The organism is Ruegeria sp. HKCCD7251 (assembly GCF_013031165.1).
GTDB lineage: Bacteria > Pseudomonadota > Alphaproteobacteria > Rhodobacterales > Rhodobacteraceae > Ruegeria.
Map to the genome: position 1 here is coordinate 166,445 of NZ_WPZC01000005.1, position 16,417 is coordinate 182,861.

At 58.9% G+C, this 16,417-nt stretch carries 15 protein-coding genes; 9 read left to right on the forward strand and 6 right to left on the reverse strand.

Features of this window, described 5'->3' with window-relative positions; all coding sequences use genetic code 11:
- Positions 1-61 precede the first annotated feature (61 nt).
- Both GOX75_RS14300 and GOX75_RS14305 read left to right on the forward strand, forming a co-directional pair.
- Positions 62-1,729, forward strand: a complete 1,668-nt coding sequence (locus GOX75_RS14300; RefSeq protein WP_171124179.1) for an iron ABC transporter permease — start codon at positions 62-64, stop codon at positions 1,727-1,729.
- A 72-nt stretch (positions 1,730-1,801) separates the two neighbouring features.
- Positions 1,802-2,152: a DUF2794 domain-containing protein gene (locus tag GOX75_RS14305; protein ID WP_171123908.1), complete on the forward strand. Its 351-nt coding sequence runs from the start codon at positions 1,802-1,804 to the stop codon at positions 2,150-2,152.
- Here the strand turns inward: GOX75_RS14305 and GOX75_RS14310 are convergent.
- The 3 genes from GOX75_RS14310 to GOX75_RS14320 form a co-directional block, all read right to left on the reverse strand.
- On the reverse strand, positions 2,149-2,886 hold the full coding sequence (locus tag GOX75_RS14310; protein ID WP_171124181.1) for a C40 family peptidase: 738 nt from the start codon (positions 2,884-2,886) through the stop codon (positions 2,149-2,151). The genes GOX75_RS14305 and GOX75_RS14310 overlap by 4 nt on opposite strands.
- Positions 2,883-4,265: a M17 family metallopeptidase gene (locus GOX75_RS14315; RefSeq protein ID WP_171124182.1), complete on the reverse strand. Its 1,383-nt coding sequence runs from the start codon at positions 4,263-4,265 to the stop codon at positions 2,883-2,885. The genes GOX75_RS14310 and GOX75_RS14315 overlap by 4 nt, the downstream gene beginning before the upstream one ends.
- 64 nt (positions 4,266-4,329) lie before the next feature.
- Entirely contained in the window at positions 4,330-4,713 is a 384-nt protein-coding gene (locus GOX75_RS14320; protein WP_171124184.1) for a hypothetical protein, read from the reverse strand.
- Positions 4,714-4,863: 150 nt separating this feature from the next.
- Between GOX75_RS14320 and GOX75_RS14325 the strand changes: the two genes are divergently transcribed.
- The 7 genes from GOX75_RS14325 (at position 4,864) to GOX75_RS14355 (ending at position 13,133) form a co-directional block, all read left to right on the forward strand.
- Positions 4,864-5,514 carry a carbonic anhydrase gene (locus GOX75_RS14325; RefSeq protein ID WP_171123916.1) on the forward strand — a complete coding sequence of 217 codons (651 nt, stop codon included), beginning with the start codon at positions 4,864-4,866 and terminating at the stop codon, positions 5,512-5,514.
- A gap of 306 nt (positions 5,515-5,820) precedes the next feature.
- The gene (locus GOX75_RS14330; protein WP_171123918.1) at positions 5,821-6,975 is read left to right on the forward strand and encodes a LacI family DNA-binding transcriptional regulator; all 1,155 of its coding nucleotides are present in this window, start codon (positions 5,821-5,823) and stop codon (positions 6,973-6,975) included.
- Positions 6,972-8,327, forward strand: coding sequence for an ABC transporter substrate-binding protein (locus GOX75_RS14335; RefSeq protein ID WP_171124186.1), 1,356 nt, complete (start codon positions 6,972-6,974; stop codon positions 8,325-8,327). Before GOX75_RS14330 ends, GOX75_RS14335 begins: the two co-directional genes overlap by 4 nt.
- Positions 8,328-8,393: 66 nt before the next feature.
- Complete coding sequence (locus GOX75_RS14340) at positions 8,394-9,626, forward strand: sugar ABC transporter permease (protein WP_171123922.1); 1,233 nt, start codon at positions 8,394-8,396, stop codon at positions 9,624-9,626.
- Positions 9,626-10,834 (forward strand): carbohydrate ABC transporter permease, encoded by a 1,209-nt coding sequence (locus GOX75_RS14345; protein ID WP_171124188.1) that lies wholly within the window; start codon positions 9,626-9,628, stop codon positions 10,832-10,834. The genes GOX75_RS14340 and GOX75_RS14345 overlap by 1 nt, the downstream gene beginning before the upstream one ends.
- 5 nt (positions 10,835-10,839) lie before the next feature.
- Complete coding sequence (locus GOX75_RS14350) at positions 10,840-12,087, forward strand: hypothetical protein (RefSeq protein ID WP_371808182.1); 1,248 nt, start codon at positions 10,840-10,842, stop codon at positions 12,085-12,087.
- Positions 12,087-13,133: an ABC transporter ATP-binding protein gene (locus tag GOX75_RS14355; RefSeq protein WP_171124192.1), complete on the forward strand. Its 1,047-nt coding sequence runs from the start codon at positions 12,087-12,089 to the stop codon at positions 13,131-13,133. The genes GOX75_RS14350 and GOX75_RS14355 overlap by 1 nt, the downstream gene beginning before the upstream one ends.
- A 69-nt stretch (positions 13,134-13,202) precedes the next feature.
- Here GOX75_RS14355 and GOX75_RS14360 read toward each other — a convergent pair whose 3' ends face one another.
- The 3 genes from GOX75_RS14360 to GOX75_RS14370 form a co-directional block, all read right to left on the reverse strand.
- Positions 13,203-14,081, reverse strand: a complete 879-nt coding sequence (locus GOX75_RS14360; RefSeq protein ID WP_171124194.1) for an endonuclease NucS domain-containing protein — start codon at positions 14,079-14,081, stop codon at positions 13,203-13,205.
- 150 nt (positions 14,082-14,231) lie between these two features.
- A complete protein-coding gene (locus tag GOX75_RS14365; protein ID WP_171124196.1) occupies positions 14,232-15,254 on the reverse strand; it encodes an aspartate-semialdehyde dehydrogenase in 1,023 nt (340 codons plus the stop codon).
- A 111-nt stretch (positions 15,255-15,365) separates the two neighbouring features.
- Complete coding sequence (locus GOX75_RS14370; RefSeq protein ID WP_171124198.1) at positions 15,366-16,400, reverse strand: glycosyltransferase family 4 protein; 1,035 nt, start codon at positions 16,398-16,400, stop codon at positions 15,366-15,368.
- Positions 16,401-16,417: the final 17 nt, after the last annotated feature.

A 16,417-nucleotide genomic window follows, 5' to 3' on the forward strand; every position in this document is an offset into this window, starting at 1 on the left:
TCTTAGCGTTTTGGTCGATTAATGGCCAACTCTGCGCATTCGCCAGTTACAAGCCGGGATCATGGCCGACATAGAAGTTTCAGAACATGGCACGCGCAACCACGGCGCGTTTGGTACCCGGCTGGTTGGCACGGTCGCCTGTCTTGTTGCGGCCGCTTGCCTGTTGCCGATGCTCGCCGTCGTTCTGGCGGCTGCAACGGGCGGAACGGATACGATCTCGCACCTGTTGCAGACCGTTTTGCCGCGCTATGCGCTTACGACGGTGATTTTGGTCGTTCTGGTGGCGATTGGTACGTTTGCCATCGGTGTCGGTGCTGCGTGGCTTGTGACCATGACACGCTTTCCCGGCGTTCGGTTCCTGGAAATCGCGCTGGTGTTGCCGCTGGCTTTTCCGGCCTATGTGCTGGCCTATGCCTATACGTTCATTCTGGATCACCCCGGCATTGTCCAAAGCACCCTGCGCGATGTGACCGGCTGGGGGCCGCGCGACTATTGGTTCCCCGAGATACGCTCGACCGAGGGTGCGGCGGTGATGCTGATCCTCGTGCTGTATCCTTATGTCTACCTGCTGGCCCGCGCCGCGTTCCTTCAGCAAAGCGCCACGGCTTTTCTTGCGGCGCGGGCGTTAGGCAAAAGCCCTTGGCTGGCGTTCTGGCACGTATCGCTGCCCATGGCGCGCCCGGCAATTGCGGGGGGTGTGCTGCTGGCGATCATGGAAACCATCGCCGATTTCGGCACTGTCGCCTATTTTGGCGTGCAAACATTCGCCACCGGTATCTACACAAGCTGGTTTTCCATCGGAGACCGCGCTGCCGCCGCGCAGTTGGCCTTGTGCCTGCTGGGTTTTGCGCTGGTCATGGCCGTGGCCGAACGGATGCAGCGCGGTAAGGCGAAATACTATCAGGCAGGGAAAAGTCATGCGTCACTGCCCTCGGCGCGGCTAAAGGGCTGGCAGGCTGCTGCGGGCTTTACGCTGTGCGCCATTCCGGTTCTTCTGGGCTTCCTGCTGCCGGTGTTCATCTTGATTCAGATGGGGCTGGAGTCAGAGCAGAACCTGCTGTCGCGCCGCTATATCGGCTTCATTAAGAACTCGCTGACTTTGGCCGGTACTGCCGCCGTGATTACGGTTTGCGCCGCGATCACCGTCGGATTCTTTCAGCGGTTGCGCCCCGGGCGGTTGTCATCTGGCGCGGGGTACATGGCGCGGTTGGGCTATGCGGTGCCCGGAGGTGTCATTGCGGTGGGCCTGATGGTGCCATTTGCCAGTTTCGACAATGCACTGGATGCTTGGATGCGGGCGACCTTTGATGTTTCGACGGGTTTGCTGGTGACGGGCTCAATATGGCTGCTGGTCGCCGCTTATATGGTGCGGTTCTTGGCGGCGGCGCTCGGCGCTTATGAAGGTGGGCAAAGCACAGTTCATGCCAACATGGACGCGGCCTCGCGGTCTTTGGGGCAAACCCCGCTGGGAACATTGCGCCGGGTTCATCTTCCTATCCTGACACCGTCCTTGCTGACGGCGCTGCTGATTGTGTTTGTGGACGTGATGAAAGAACTGCCCGCGACCCTGATCATGCGCCCGTTCAACTTTGATACGCTGGCGGTGCAGGCCTATCGGTTGGCCTCGGATGAACGGCTCGAGGGGGCTGCGGTCCCCTCTCTGGTCATCCTGGCGGTGGGGCTGTTGCCGGTCATCCTGATCTGTCAACAGGTTGGTCAGCGGCGTTAGAGCGATCCAAAAATATCACACCCGGGTGTCGCCGGACTTGATTCAGACGCGTTTTCCGGCAAGGCTTGGGGTATGAACATGCAGCCTCCCAGCCGGTTCTCTGCAAACTCGGCCCAGATGCCCGTCGCGTTTAACCGGCATGAGATGTCCCATATTCTGTCCGTCTACGGCCGGATGGTCGCCGCCGGAGAATGGCGCGATTACGGTATTTCCAACTTGCGGGACATGGCCGTGTTTTCGATCTTTCGCCGAACTGCGGAACATCCCATCTATCGGGTCGAGAAACACCCCCGGCTTCGACAGAAACAAGGGATGTATTCGGTCGTGGGCATGGATGGCCGAATCCTGAAACGCGGCCACGATCTGCGCACGGTGCTGCGCGTGCTTGAGCGAAAGCTGATCCGTTCAGTTGACCTTGATTAGAGCCGCTTATGGGCCGTCACCGGCCCGTCACCCTGTTCCAGAATGCGCGTGATCGCCTGTTCCATTGGCTCAAACGTCACGTCCATGTGGAAAGCATTGGCGTGCAGCAGCATATCCTCGGAATAAACCCAGGCCACATGCCCTTTCCAAAACAGCAGATCGCCGCGCTGAGGAGGGGTGCCCTGCGGCAGCAGATGACCAACTTCGCGTTCCTGATCGCCACTGTCTCCTGGGCAGGGTTGTCCGCAGGCTAGCAGCCCGGCCTGAACCAGTCCTGAACAATCCAGCCCGAACCGGCTGTTTCCGCCCCAAAGATAGGGTGTGCCCAGAAAAAGTTCGGCTACTGCAACAGGATCGGTCAGCGGAACGCCCACATGTTTGGCGTGAACGGTCGGGATGAACCCAAGCTCGGTGTCCAGAAAGCCATTTACCTCGGACGTGGCCGCAACCCTGCTTCCAAAACTCAAAGAGGTCCGGTCGGGGCTTTTCATGTCTGGCCGAGCATAGGCGTGGGTGGCTGGTGCCGTGATCCAATGCGTTGCGCTTAGGTCCGGGCCAAGCTGTTCCGAGCGGACCCAGCCCGCGTAGCCATCTTTTTCTGCGATGACCCGGCTCCAGCCGTTTGCCCGTTCTGAGAGCTCGACAGCGTCACCAAAAAGCAACTGTCGGTCGCGCGGACCGTCCGGCTCGCGCAACAGGTCGGTAACCGGTTGGATGATGCGTTGGCGTGTCATAGGTCCAGCATCTCGGGCAAGGCCGTCAACAAGGCGCGGGGCCCTTGGCCAAACCCGCCCTTGCTGCGACCGGGTTCGTTGCTGCGCTGCCATGAGAAGATGTCGAAATGCATGTAACGGCTGTCGCCTACAAAGCGACGCAGGAACAGCGCGGCGGTAATGGAACCGCCAAACCCACCGGCCGGGGCGTTGTCCAGATCGGCGATGCCCGGCTCGATCAACCCTTCATACGGGTCGTGGAACGGCATGCGCCAGACCGGATCGGCGGCCTTGCGCGCCGCGCGGGTCAGCGCGTCTGCCGCGGCGTCGCTGTCGGTGAAATAGGGCGCAAGATCGGTTCCAACCGCCACGCGCGCAGCCCCGGTCAGCGTCGCCATCGAGATCACGAGGTCCGGTGTCCCTTCGTCCGCAAGCGCCAGCGCGTCTGCCAGAACAAGGCGACCTTCGGCGTCGGTATTGTTGATCTCGACCGTTAGGCCCTTGCGCGAGGTCAGGATGTCGCCGGGCCGAAAGGCGTTTCCGGACACCGAATTCTCGACAGCGGGGATCAGAACCCGCAGTTGCAGCGGCAGCTTCAGCGCCATGATCATACGGGCCAGCCCCAGAACATTGGCGGCACCACCCATATCTTTCTTCATCAACCCCATCGACGCGCCGGGTTTCAGGTTCAGACCGCCCGTGTCAAAGCACACACCTTTACCGACCAAGGTCAGCTTTGGCCCTGTTGTGCCCCAGTTCATCTCGATCAGCCGCGGTTCCTGCGCGGCAGCGCGGCCAACCGTGTGGATCATCGGAAAGTTCTGATCCAGCAGCGCATCGCCTGCGATCACCGAACAGGATGCGCCGAATTCCTGCGCGAGGCCCTCGGAGGCGGCCTGTAATTGCTCTGGCCCCATATCCGACGCGGGGGTGTTGACCAGATCCCGGATCAGGGCTTCGGCTTTGGCCAGAACCTCAAGACGCGCGGCATCAATGCCGTCGGGGGCAACCAGCCGGGCTTTGGCCGGCGACTGACTGGCATAGCGGTCAAATGCGTATCCGGTCATCAACCAGCCAAAGCATTCGGTTTCCAGAGCGTCCTTGGGAACGCCCGAAGCGATGTGATAGGTGCCTTTCGGCAGAGCCTCTGCCGCAGCCGCCAGTGGAAAACGCTTGCGGGCGCGGCCTGCGGGTTTGCCATACCCCGCCAAAGCGTAAAGCGGCGCGTCGTCCGTTCCGGGAACCAACAAGGTCTGGCCCATCGCCCCCGTAAACCCGTTGTTCGTGACCCAGTTCTGCACGGCATCAGGCTGATCCTTTACCCAATCATCCAGATCGGGTTGGGCGATCACGTGCAGCGGGACAGAATTGTCTGAGGGCGAGGCAAAGGTCAGGGTCATGGGTAACTCGGCTGGTTCGATTTGCGCCCAGCCTAGCCGCCCACATTCCATCTGCAAGCCCCTGTCAGACAGAAAGGTCCTGCTGATCCCAGATCACCGTCAGGGATTTCTCGCCCACGCGGATCAGACGAGACAGGGTGGCGCCCGTGGCGACCGCATCTCCTGCATCTACGTTCCGGGCGACGTCATCTGCGACATCAGCCAGTGCTGTCATGCCGACCTGGTCGGCTATCGCCACCAACGACCGCGAACATTTTCGCAGCCCGGTCCAATCGCGCTGCCGCCAGAACCGTTCGCAATTCGACAGGCGAACGGCCAGCTCCTCGACCGTGCGGCACAACACGTCCAGTGCATTCTTTTCTCCAAGCTGCCGATACAACCCGTTCACCCGGTCCGGGTCCAGTCGGACAGTTTCTTTGTGTTCAAGCGTGATTATATTTTCCACCACTTATTCCCCAATTCACTATACCCCCACGGTACAAGGCGACTTTGACCGAGAACTTCTTTGCAAAACCTTGCGTTCCTGAGGGATAATTGCTCGAATTTTCCTCGAATTCGGGCTAGAGCAGCCCACAGCGAACAAATCAGGGACACGAACATGGATCATGCCAAGCCTTTGCCGAATTATCTGGTCAAACGGTATCATGGCTGGAAAGCCACCACTTATTCCGAGAACCAGGTCTGGTATCGCCGTCTTGCTACAGAGGGACAGCGTCCGCGCGCCATGGTGATTTCGTGCTGCGATAGTCGGGTTCATGTCACTTCGATCTTCGGGGCTGATCAGGGTGAGTTCTTCATTCACCGCAATATCGCAAACCTTGTTCCGCCTTACGCCCCTGACGGTGACCACCACGGCACAAGCGCGGCAATCGAATATGCCGTAACTGCGCTGAAAGTGGCGCATCTGATCGTGCTGGGCCATTCGCAATGCGGCGGGGTTCAGGGTTGCATTGACATGTGCAAGGGACAGGCCCCGCAGTTGGAAGCGAAAGAAAGCTTTGTTGGCCGCTGGATGGATATCCTGAAGCCGAAATACGAACTTGTTTCTGATGTCGAAGACGGGGCAGAGCAAGCGCGTCAATTTGAACGGCAGGCGGTTGTGGCCTCGTTGGAAAATCTGATGACCTTCCCGTTTGTGTCGTCGGCGGTCGAGGATGGCTCGCTCAGCCTGCATGGATTGTGGACCGATATCGGTGAAGGCGGACTGCAGTGTTATGATCCGCAGGCGAAGAAGTTCGTCGTCGTTTAAACCGCCGAAGGTTCTTTCAATTTGACGGGCGTGGGATCAGGTTGCCGATTCCGCGCCCTTTTTTGTCCAACGTCCCGCACCCAGCCTGAACCGATTCAGGTCGGTCGATACGTAAATTGTGTGGTCCGACCACCTGGGACATTACTTCAAACGCAATCCTGATTGGTTAAATTAAAGGCGTTCGTCCGTTTGCGACGGCCCAGCGGGGCGATTTCCCAATAAGAAGAAGCCAAAAAAATAGCCATTCTGCACTTTTTTTAACTTTTTCGTTGCCGAAACCGGTTTCGGAACAAAAAATTGCAATCAATGACAGCGAATCTTTCACATCGGCCGCGGGACACCGCAGATCGCCCCTCGGTTTCTGGGCGCGTCAAGCTTGATGAATTGGCCGCGCATCTGGGCTTGTCTAAAAGCACTGTGTCGCGGGCGCTCAACGGGTATTCTGATATTTCGGCTGTGACCCGCGCAAGGGTGGAAACGGCGGCGCGCAAGTTGGGCTATCGACCTCTGAGCCATGCGCAGGCCATCCGTACCGGGCAGGTTCGTGCGATTGCGATGGTGTTGAACAGCGACGAACCTGATCGTCACAACCCGTTCCTGCAGGATTTTCTGGCTGGTGCGTGCGAGGCTGCAAGTCACCTTGACTGGACGATGACGATTTCGACCGCGACCTCGGAACGGGACACGTTGAAAGTCCTCAGCAGATTGTTCGAAGAACGCAAGGCGGATGGTTTCATTCTGCCCCGGACCGCAGTCAAGGACGCCCGGATCGGCCTTTTGCGCAGCCTTGGGGTTCCCCACATCCTGTATGGCCGTACCGGGTATGGGCAGCCGAACACGTGGGAGGAAACCTCTTGGTTCGATATCGCCGGTGAAACGGCGATGCGCAAGGCGGTTTTGCGGTTGGCCGGGTTTGGACATACGCGCATTGGTTATGTCGGCAGTGACCTCAAGTTCAACTACAGCCACCTGCGCCGCGATGGGTATGCCGAAGGTCTGCACGAGGCTGGATTGCCCTTGGACCCCGACCTGATCCGGGACGGGGCCAGAACACGGGATGAAGGCGCTGCGCAGGCCATGGCCTTGATGCAGGTCGAACAGCCCACGACAGCAATTGTCTTTGCCACCGATCTGGCGGCCTTGGGCTTTTACCCGGTCGCGCAGGATCTGGGGCTTGAGATCGGTCGTGACGTGTCCATCATTGGCTATGACGGCATTCCCGAATCCCGGTACGCGCGCCCGGCTCTGACCAGCTTTGCGGTAGATTCACACATGGCCGGACAGCGTTTGGCGACGATGCTGATCCGGCAAATCCGGGGCGACGACCCCGCAGGTTTACGCGAACTGACCGAAGCCACCCTGGTTGAGGGTGGATCGGACGGACCGCCAACACGAACGCCACAGGAACTGGCGCGCATAATACAGACTGACAATAATCATAACCGGGGAGACCGATCATGAAACTTACACCCAAGATGTCCCGCCTGATGCTGGGCACGTCGCTGGCAGTGATGCTTGGCGCGCTGTCGGCGCAGGCGGATACGATCCGCTTCTGGACCACCGAGGAACAGCCCGAACGTCTGGCCAAGCAGCAGGAGATGGCCGACCAGTTCAAAGCTGAAACGGGAACGACAGTCGAAGTGATCCCTGTCACCGAAAGCGATCTGGGTACGCGTGCAACCGCGGCCTTTGCTGCCGGTGATCTGCCGGACGTTGTTTATCACACACTGCAATACGCTCTGCCCTGGGCCGAGGCGGGTATTCTGGATACCGAGGCCGCAACAGAGGTGATCGATGAGTTGGGCGCGAACACATTCGCCCCCGGGGCGCTGGCAATGGCGGCGTTCAATGGTGAAACGGCCTCGGTCCCGGTTGATGGCTGGACCCAGATGGTCGTTTACCGCAAGGACCTGTTCGACGAGGCTGGTCTGGAAGCCCCAAGTTCCTATGCCAATGTTCTGGCTGCGTTGGACAAGTTGCACAACCCGCCGGAAATGTATGGATTTGTCTCGGCCACGAAGGTTGACGAAAACTTCATGAGCCAGGTGTTGGAGCATGTCTTCCTCGCCAACGGCGTTTCGCCCGTTGGCCCGGATGGGTTCCAGCCGCTGGATGAGGCCAAAACCACCGAAGTTCTGGACTTTTACAAGGCGATTTCCAAAGCCTCGCCTCCGGGTGAGTTGTTCTGGAAGCAATCGCGCGAGCTGTATTTTGATGGCAAAGCCGCGATGATCATCTGGTCGCCGTTCATTCTGGATGAACTGGCAGGTCTACGCGACAGCGCGCCGCCCACCATCACCGATGACCCGACCTCGCGCGATTTGGCGTCGAAAACGGGGATTGTGACCAACTTCTCTGGCCCATCCAACCCGGACGGCGCAGCATGGGGGGATGTGCGGTATTTCGGGATCACCAATGACGCCGATACTGACGCGGCGATGGAGTTTGTGAAATTCGCCATGGATGATGGCTATACCCAGACGCTGTCCATCGCGCCCGAAGGCAAGTTCCCGGTGCGTCGCGGTAACGCCGACAACCCGATGGCCTTTGCCGAAGCGTGGGCGGAATTGCCCGTGGGCGTTGATCGCAAGGCCCCGTTGGGTGAGCTATACGATCAGGCGATGATCGACGAGATCGTCGGCGGTTTGGACGTTGCGCAGCGTTGGGGCGTGGCCGAAGGGCAGCTTTCGCTGGCGTCCAAGATGATCAACTCTCAGGTCATCAACCGGGTCGTGCGTCAATATATCGACGATGAAATCGACGCCGCCGCTGCCGTGGCCGCGATGAACGAAGAACTTGCCAAGGTTCAGTAGACCCCTGCTTGACCGGTATCTGCAGCGGCGTGCGCGCCGCTGCACCTAACCCTCTGAGGTCCACCTATGTCTTCGGCCACCCCACCGACCGGAACCGGGGCGCTTGCCAAACGCGAGGCGCGTCTGGCCTGGGCGTTGCTTTCCCCGACCGTGATCAGCGTATCGCTTGTGGTGATCCTGCCCTTGCTGGCGATCTTTTGGATCAGTTTTAAGCCGTTCACCCTGTCTGACCTGCGCCCGCCTGCGCCCGTTGTGCGTGAAAGCCTGCGCGGATCAGGCGAGGATCTGCGGATCGAATACCGCGTGCGCAATTCAAGCCAGGAAATCGCCATAGAAGGCGTGACCGTGACAGATGTACTGCCCGATGGTGTAACGGTGGGCGAAGTTTCGGCCCCTTGCGTGCTGAACGGGCCGGATTTGTTCTGTGATTTCGGTACTCTGGAAGGAGGTCAGCGCGAACGCATTCGAATTCCGGTCACCGTGGACGGAGACCCTGACGCCTTTGAAGACGCGATCGAAGGGTCCGAACCCGGCGTCACCGGCAGCGGGCCAAGCGTTTTGACCAATTTCGAGTTCAGCTTGGAAAACTATGCTCGCGTATTCGACGGGGATGAGTTCTGGGGCGTTCTTTGGGTCACGCTGTTCTACACGGTTTTCGGTACCATCGGAGCCTTGGTAATGGGCCTGTTTGCGGCTCTGTTGCTGAACAAAAGTTTCAAAGGGCAGGGTATCATCCGGGGATTATACCTGTTTCCCTACGTCGCCCCGGTGATCGCGGTGGCCTTTACGTGGGTTACATTGTTTGACCCGTTCTCAGGCTCGGCCAATGCGTTGCTGGTGCAAATGGGATTGAGTAGCGAGCCAATTAATTTCTTCGGCGAGCGGCCTTTGGCGTTGATCATGGTCACTGTGTTTGAGATTTGGCGCTATTTCCCGCTGTCCTTCCTTTTCATTTTGGCTCGGATGCAGTCCATCGACTCCAGCATGTATGAGGCGGCGGATATGGACGGGGCGTCGCCCTTCCAGAAGTTCTGGCTGCTGAGCATCCCGCAACTGCTGGGCATTCTGTCGGTGCTGTTCCTGCTGCGCTTTATCTGGACGTTCAACAAGTTCGACGACATTTTCCTGCTGACCGGCGGCAATGCGGGCACGCGCACCCTAACCGTGAATGTCTATGAACAGGCATTCGCGATTTCCAATATCGGGGCAGGTGCAGCGGTGGCCGTTGTGATCCTGATGTGCCTGATCGCCTTCAGCTTTGTCTTCTTCCGCTTCATCAGCCGAGAGGAGGGTCTGTGATGCGCAAAGGATATATCACCGGCCCGGTTCTGGGCGCGCTCTGGCTGGTTGTGATTGCCACCACTGTCGCCATCACCATGTCGTTTTCGACCGGGGCAGCGTTTCGCCCGCAGGTCTTGCTCTGCCTGATCTGGGGGGCTTTGGCCGGGCTGGTCTATGTCCGGTTTCCGGCACAGCGCGCACCGGCGCGGTTGGGGATCTCGGCCCTGTTGGGCTTGTCTGCCCTGACCGGATTTGGCCCGGTCCTGATCGGCTCGGATACGTCTTTGCAGGCCGTATTGGTCACGGTTCTTGCCATGGCCATTGTTACGCACCTGTCTCTGGCGGCGATCCTGCGGGACACGCCCTTAGGTGAGCTCACCCGCCACGAATTTGAAGACGCCGTGATCCGGTTCTGCACCGGCTTCGGCTATATTTTCTTCACCGCCATTGTCGTCATCCCCTTCTATGTCATGGTGATGACCAGCCTGAAATCGCAACAGGCCCTATTGCAGAACCCGTTGGATTTCTCGGTTGACCTGTCGCAAGGCTGGGCGCTGTTTCGCAGCTATTCGGAGCTTTTCCGAGACTTCAATTTCGGCACTTACCTGTGGACCTCGTTCTATGTGTCGGTCCTGACAGTGTTCATCACCCTGTTGTTCAGCGTTCCCGGAGCCTATGCCGTCGCGCGATTTCGGTTCAAAGGGCAAAAGGCGTTTTCACGCTCGATCCTGCTGATTTACATGGTGCCGATGATCGTTCTGGCGCTGCCGATTTACATCGCGTTTTCGCTGACGGGTCTGCGCAACTCGATCCTGGGCATTGTCATGATCTACCCGGTTACCACGATCCCGGTCGCGCTCTATATGCTGCAAGGTTACTTCCGGGGTCTGCCGACCGAAGTGGAAGAGGCCGGTCTGATGGATGGTCTGTCGCGGCTGGCGGTGATTTGGAAGATCACCCTGCCGCTTAGCCTGCCTGCGCTGGCGTCGGTGTCGCTTTATGTCTTCATGATTGCGTGGAACGAGTTCCTGCTGGCCTTCATGCTGCTCGACGACCCGTCGAAATTCACCCTGACCCGAGGCGTTACGATGCTGAACTCCTCGGAGATTCCCCGCCAACACCTGATGGCCGGCGCGGTGATTGCCACCGTTCCGATCATGGCCCTGTTTCTGGGGCTTGAACGTTTCATGACCAAGGGCCTGACGGCAGGCTCGGTCAAAGGATGACTGACATGAACTACTATACTACGCCGAGTGAATCGGCTCGCAATATCCTGATTGCCAATGACAGGGGCGGCTACACGATCCCCACCAGCGGACTGTATCCCTACCAATGGAACTGGGACAGCGCGGTTGCTGCGCTGGGTTTTGCCGAGTTCGACATCAACCGCGCATGGGTTGAGCTTGAGACGCTGTTCTCGGGTCAATGGGCGGACGGCATGGTCCCGCATATCCTGTTTCACAAGCCCGATCCGGGCTATTTTCCAGGACCGGACGTGTGGGGCGGAACGGGGCCTATCCCGTCTTCGGGGATCATTCAACCTCCATTGGCGGCAACAATGGCGCGGCGGGTAGTGGATATGGATCCGGTGGCAGGCAAAGAACGGATGCGGGCGCTGTTCCCCAAAATGCTGGCCTGGCAACGTTGGATCATGACGTGGCGGCTGGACGACCACGGCGCGGTCTGCACCACCCACCCGTGGGAGGCCGGGCGCGACAATGCCCCCGACTGGGACAATACGATGGCGGCGATTGATGCCTCGGACGTGGGTGAATATCAGCGCCGTGATACCAGCCATGTCAACAGCGCCGACCGTCCGACGAAATACGACTACGACCGCTACATCAAACTGGTGAATATCGGCCGTGAGGCGGGATGGGATCAGGCGAAGCTGCTAGAGGTGAATCCGTTTCGCGTGGCCGATCCGACCATGAGCTTCACCACCCTGCGCGCTGCCCGCGATCTGCTGGCCGTGAGCAATGATCTCGGGCTTGAGGCTGACGGTCTCAGCGCCGATATTGATCGGCTTGAGGCTGGTGCGCGATCCCTTTGGAATGAGGCGCTGGGCGCGTTTGACGCGCGGGATGCGCATACTGGTGAATGGGCAGAAAGTGTCTCTAACGCAAGCTATTTGTGCTGGTACGCAGGAATTGAATCGGCCCGGATGCTGGAACGGGTCAAGACGGTTCTGACCACGGTACCGCATCCGATTCCCAGCTATGACCCGCACATGCCTAAATTCGACGAACGCCGATACTGGCGCGGCCCGACATGGGCATTCATGAACATGCTGACCGGTTTTGGACTGGCTGAAATGGGCCACGGGGTCGAAGCCGAAGCCCTGCGCCTGAAAACCGCGCGCCTGATCGCCGGACATGGCTTTGCCGAGTATTTTGATCCGCTCACCGGAGGTCCCGCAGGTGGCAATTCATTCACATGGACCGCTGCCGTTTGGCTGCACTGGGCAGGGAGGAACTGATGGGCAGCATCGAACTCAAAAGCGTCGAGAAATGGTTCGGCGAGGTGCAGGTGATCAAAGGGATCGACCTGCAGATTCAAGAAGGTGAGTTTGTCGTCTTTGTCGGCCCCTCGGGATGCGGCAAGTCCACTCTGTTGCGCATGATTGGCGGGCTCGAGGATATCTCGCGCGGGGGGCTATTGATCAACGGGGCGGATGTGACCGACCACCCGCCCTCGAAACGGGGGCTGACGATGGTGTTTCAGTCCTATGCTCTGTACCCCCATCTGACCGTGGCCGAGAATATGGGGTTCTCGCTGAAAGTGGCGGGTGTATCCAAGGCTGATATCGCCGAGCGCGTTGGAATAGCGGCCGAGGTACTCAAGTTAGAGCCTTATCTTGAACGCCGCCCCAAGGATCTGTCCGGTGGGCAGCGTCAGCGCGTGGCCATCGGTCGGTCCATCGTGCGCGACCCGACCGCGTTCCTGTTTGACGAACCCCTGTCCAATCTCGATGCCGCCCTTCGGGTCGAAATGCGCTATGAGATTGCCAAGCTGCATCAAAGTCTGAACCGGACCATGATCTACGTGACGCACGATCAGGTCGAGGCGATGACGCTGGCCGACCGTATCGTGGTGCTGGAGTTCGGCAAGATCGCACAGGTCGGCACGCCGCGTGAGCTGTATGAACGCCCGGCCAACCTGTTTGTGGCGCAGTTCATCGGCAGCCCAAAGATGAACGTCCTGCCCTGTACCGTGGCCGGGGATCAGTTCCGTTTGGAAAACGGCGGCAGCGGTCCATTTGACCGGACGGGCGAGGCGAAACGGCTGGGCATCCGCCCCGAACATATCAGCGTGGTCGAACCGGGCACAGGCCACAGCGACGGCGTGGTCGAGGTTGTCGAATACCTTGGCGCCGACATGTTCATCATCGTCGATTGCGGCACCGAAGAAAAAGTCACCGTTCGCCTTGGGGGAGATACCGAAATCAAGGCCGGGGCGCAGATCGGTCTGCATTTCGCGCCCGAGAAATTGCAGTTTTTTGATGGGGAGGGGCAGGCGTTGTAATCGCGGTGGCTGCGCCTGTCGAATGGGCGCAGCCACTGTCTTTCGCCCTTCGATCCTTTCGGGCTGTGTCTAGCCCACTTGCTTCAGTTTCAGCGGCCAACTGACCTCGTACATGTCTATGTTTTCGGACCTGCCTATGGATCGAACATCCTCTGAAATGCGTTCGGCAACAAGGACGCCCCTCAGTTGTCCATTTGCGAAGCTGTCCAACCTGCCCAGCGCAAGCAAATAGTCCGAGACCTGATGTATTGCTGCCGGCTTGGCTTCGGCACGTTTCAGTTCGATGATCAGCCAATCGCCATTCAAACGGTCTCGGGCGAGAATATCGATCCGCCGCGAATTCAGGCCGCCGTCCAGCGGATATTCATCCTGATAAACGTCGTAGCGTGCGCTCCACGGCGTTTGGGACCAGTTCAACAGTAATTCGCGCTGGATGACATACTCAGTAGTAAATCCTTCGCCGGTATGAGGTTTTCGGTTCAGAGAAAGGACAGAGTGATCAAATTCCGCCAGATGCTCGAGTGTCTGGATAACCCTGTCACGGTAAACAACCAGATGACCTGCCGTCTTGTTGCGCTTCTCGAACTCGAAGGAAAGGCCGCTCGCTACAAACTGTTCATGGTACTTTCCGTTGAACACGGCGTGGCCATAGTCGCCGCGTGCGACTGGAAATGTATCAATAGCGAGAGACCACTGATTGTCTCTGGATGGTGAAAAGGCGAGATAGACAACGCCCCGCGGGTTGGGCCAACGCGCGTTGCGGCGCGGATGATCGTTTCGGATCATACAGGTCAAGCCACTGGTCAGTGCCGTTTCGATCAGATGCTCTACGGGTGGGGTAAGATCCCAGTTTCGCGCGATGTAGGCCTCGTCGTATTGATGCACGAGAAGGCCACCTTCCACGTCTTCAATCTCAATACCATTTGAGAAGGATCTTGGGGGTACCATTACTGCGATCACCTGCATGCCAAAATGAGTTCAGAAGCAGGGTAACGGCTTAACTCGCCAGGATGGAAAGATAAATTCTCTTTCAAAAAAGAACCCCGCCAATTTCATGGCGGGGTGTGTCTTAAAGGCCTTGATCAGGTTTACCGAACCTCAGCCCTTTTTCAGAACCTCACGGCCCAGCAGTTCGGCGATCTGCACAGCGTTCAGGGCCGCGCCTTTGCGCAGGTTGTCGGACACGCACCACAGGTTGATGCCGTTCTCGATGGTCGAATCCTGACGGATGCGGCTGATGAACGTGGCGAAATCACCCGCGCATTCGATGGGTGAGACGTAGCCGCCGTCTTCGCGCTTGTCGATCACCATGATGCCCGGTGCCTCGCGTAGGATGTCGCGGGCCTCATCCTCGTCCAGGAATTCCTCGAACTCGATGTTCACAGCCTCAGAGTGGCCGACGAATACCGGAACGCGGACGCAGGTTGCTGTGACCTTGATCGACGGATCGACGATCTTTTTGGTCTCGACAACCATCTTCCACTCTTCCTTGGTCGAGCCGTCTTCCATGAAGACGTCGATCTGCGGGATGACGTTGAAGGCGATCTGTTTCTGGAACTTCTTCGGCTCAACCTCGGTGGTGGGATTGTAGATGGCTTTGGTCTGATCCCAAAGCTCATCCATGCCGTCTTTACCCGCGCCCGAAACCGACTGATAGGTCGAGACAACAACGCGCTTGATCCTGGCGCGGTCATGCAGCGGCTTCAGCGCGACAACCATCTGCGCGGTCGAGCAGTTGGGGTTGGCGATGATGTTCTTGTTTTTATAGTCGTGGATAGCCTGAGGGTTACATTCCGGCACGATCAGCGGAATGTCCGGGTCGTAGCGATAGAGCGAGCTGTTGTCGATCACCACGCAACCCGCAGCGGCCGCCTTGGGCGCGTAGACTTTGGTCGCGTCCGAGCCGATGGCGAACAGCGCCATGTCCCAGCCGGTGAAGTCGAAGGTGTCGATGTCCTGGGTGGTCAGTGTCTTGTCGCCAAAGCTTACTTCGGTTCCCAGCGAACGACGGCTTGCCAGAACAGCAAGTTCATCGACGGGGAACTGGCGTTCCGCCAGGATGTTCAGCATTTCGCGGCCCACGTTACCCGTGGCGCCGGCGACAACGACGCGATAGCCCATTTCATGTCTCCAAAGTTAAGGACGCGCGTTCATAGCCGCGTTGCAGCAAAGAAAAAAGAGTTTTCGGGGCATATTTCACCCAATGACACTGATTTGACGCGGCGCATCGCCTCAGTTTTCGGTCAGAAGCCGTTCGTAGAGGGCAACAAGGGTCTTTGCTTCGCCGTTGATGTCGAAATTCTGTTCGACATGGGCACGGGCGGCGCGGCCGGATTTGGCGAGGGAATCGCGGTTCTCCAGCATTTGGGCGCTGGCTTCAACCATGGCGGTGATGTCGCCCTGCGGGATGATACGGCCCAGCGTAGGGTCGGTGACGATTTCCGAGAACGCTCCGACATCGGTGGCCACGACGGGTACGCCACAGGCCATCGCCTCCAGCGGGGTCAAGCCGAATCCTTCCCACCGCTGGGGCGCGATGAACAGGTCCAGCACCTGATACCATTCGGCGATCTGGTCGACCGTGACTTCGGGCCTGAACAGGATGCGGTCGGACAGGCCCGTCGCCGCGACCTTGTCCTTCAGTTCTGCCAGGAAGGTGGTGTGTTGTTCCGTTGCGCGGCCCATGACGATGCCGTGGACGTCATCGAACTGGCCACACAGCTCGATCATCGCATCGACAAAAGCGTCGGTGCCTTTCTGTTGGCGGATGCGGCCATAGCAGCCCAGCAACAGACCATCCGGCAGACCCAAGCGGGTACGAACCGCCGCCTTATCCTCGGGCGGGGTGAAATCCTGCAGGTTGATGCCATGCATGATGACCTGCGCGTCCCGGTCCAGATACCCGGCGGTCTTGCGCGAGGTGGCCACCACGGCGTCCATCTTGCCGATTAGCCATTTGGTATAGCCCGAATGGCTGCGCTGCGAGGCGCTGGTGAATAGCAGCTTCAACCGCAGGCGCAGGATGTTGCGCAGGAACAGACCCAACAGCATCTCGGTGTTGCGGCGCGCATGCCAGACACGCAGGGATTTACGCGACAAAAAGGGCAGGCGGCTCAGCGGGATATGCGGAATGTCGTCAGGCAGGCCGGGGCCGGTGGCGGCTATGTCGATCCACTGCACTTGCAACGGCACCAACCGCGCAATTGTCGCCGTTACGCCTGAAAGCCTGCGTTTCAGATTGGGGGCGATAACGCGCGGGTCGGACATGGTTGCTCCTGACGGTT

Coding starts and splice junctions, on each gene's coding strand:
- GOX75_RS14310 (WP_171124181.1), bottom strand. CDS start 2,886: ATGACACGCCAACGCATCATCCAACCGGTTACCGACCTGTTGCGCGAG.
- GOX75_RS14305 (WP_171123908.1), top strand. CDS start 1,802: ATGAACATGCAGCCTCCCAGCCGGTTCTCTGCAAACTCGGCCCAGATG.
- GOX75_RS14345 (WP_171124188.1), top strand. CDS start 9,626: ATGCGCAAAGGATATATCACCGGCCCGGTTCTGGGCGCGCTCTGGCTG.
- GOX75_RS14370 (WP_171124198.1), bottom strand. CDS start 16,400: ATGTCCGACCCGCGCGTTATCGCCCCCAATCTGAAACGCAGGCTTTCA.
- GOX75_RS14300 (WP_171124179.1), top strand. CDS start 62: ATGGCCGACATAGAAGTTTCAGAACATGGCACGCGCAACCACGGCGCG.
- GOX75_RS14335 (WP_171124186.1), top strand. CDS start 6,972: ATGAAACTTACACCCAAGATGTCCCGCCTGATGCTGGGCACGTCGCTG.
- GOX75_RS14365 (WP_171124196.1), bottom strand. CDS start 15,254: ATGGGCTATCGCGTCGTTGTCGCCGGCGCCACGGGTAACGTGGGCCGC.
- GOX75_RS14325 (WP_171123916.1), top strand. CDS start 4,864: ATGGATCATGCCAAGCCTTTGCCGAATTATCTGGTCAAACGGTATCAT.
- GOX75_RS14340 (WP_171123922.1), top strand. CDS start 8,394: ATGTCTTCGGCCACCCCACCGACCGGAACCGGGGCGCTTGCCAAACGC.
- GOX75_RS14350 (WP_371808182.1), top strand. CDS start 10,840: ATGAACTACTATACTACGCCGAGTGAATCGGCTCGCAATATCCTGATT.
- GOX75_RS14315 (WP_171124182.1), bottom strand. CDS start 4,265: ATGACCCTGACCTTTGCCTCGCCCTCAGACAATTCTGTCCCGCTGCAC.
- GOX75_RS14360 (WP_171124194.1), bottom strand. CDS start 14,081: ATGGTACCCCCAAGATCCTTCTCAAATGGTATTGAGATTGAAGACGTG.
- GOX75_RS14330 (WP_171123918.1), top strand. CDS start 5,821: ATGACAGCGAATCTTTCACATCGGCCGCGGGACACCGCAGATCGCCCC.
- GOX75_RS14355 (WP_171124192.1), top strand. CDS start 12,087: ATGGGCAGCATCGAACTCAAAAGCGTCGAGAAATGGTTCGGCGAGGTG.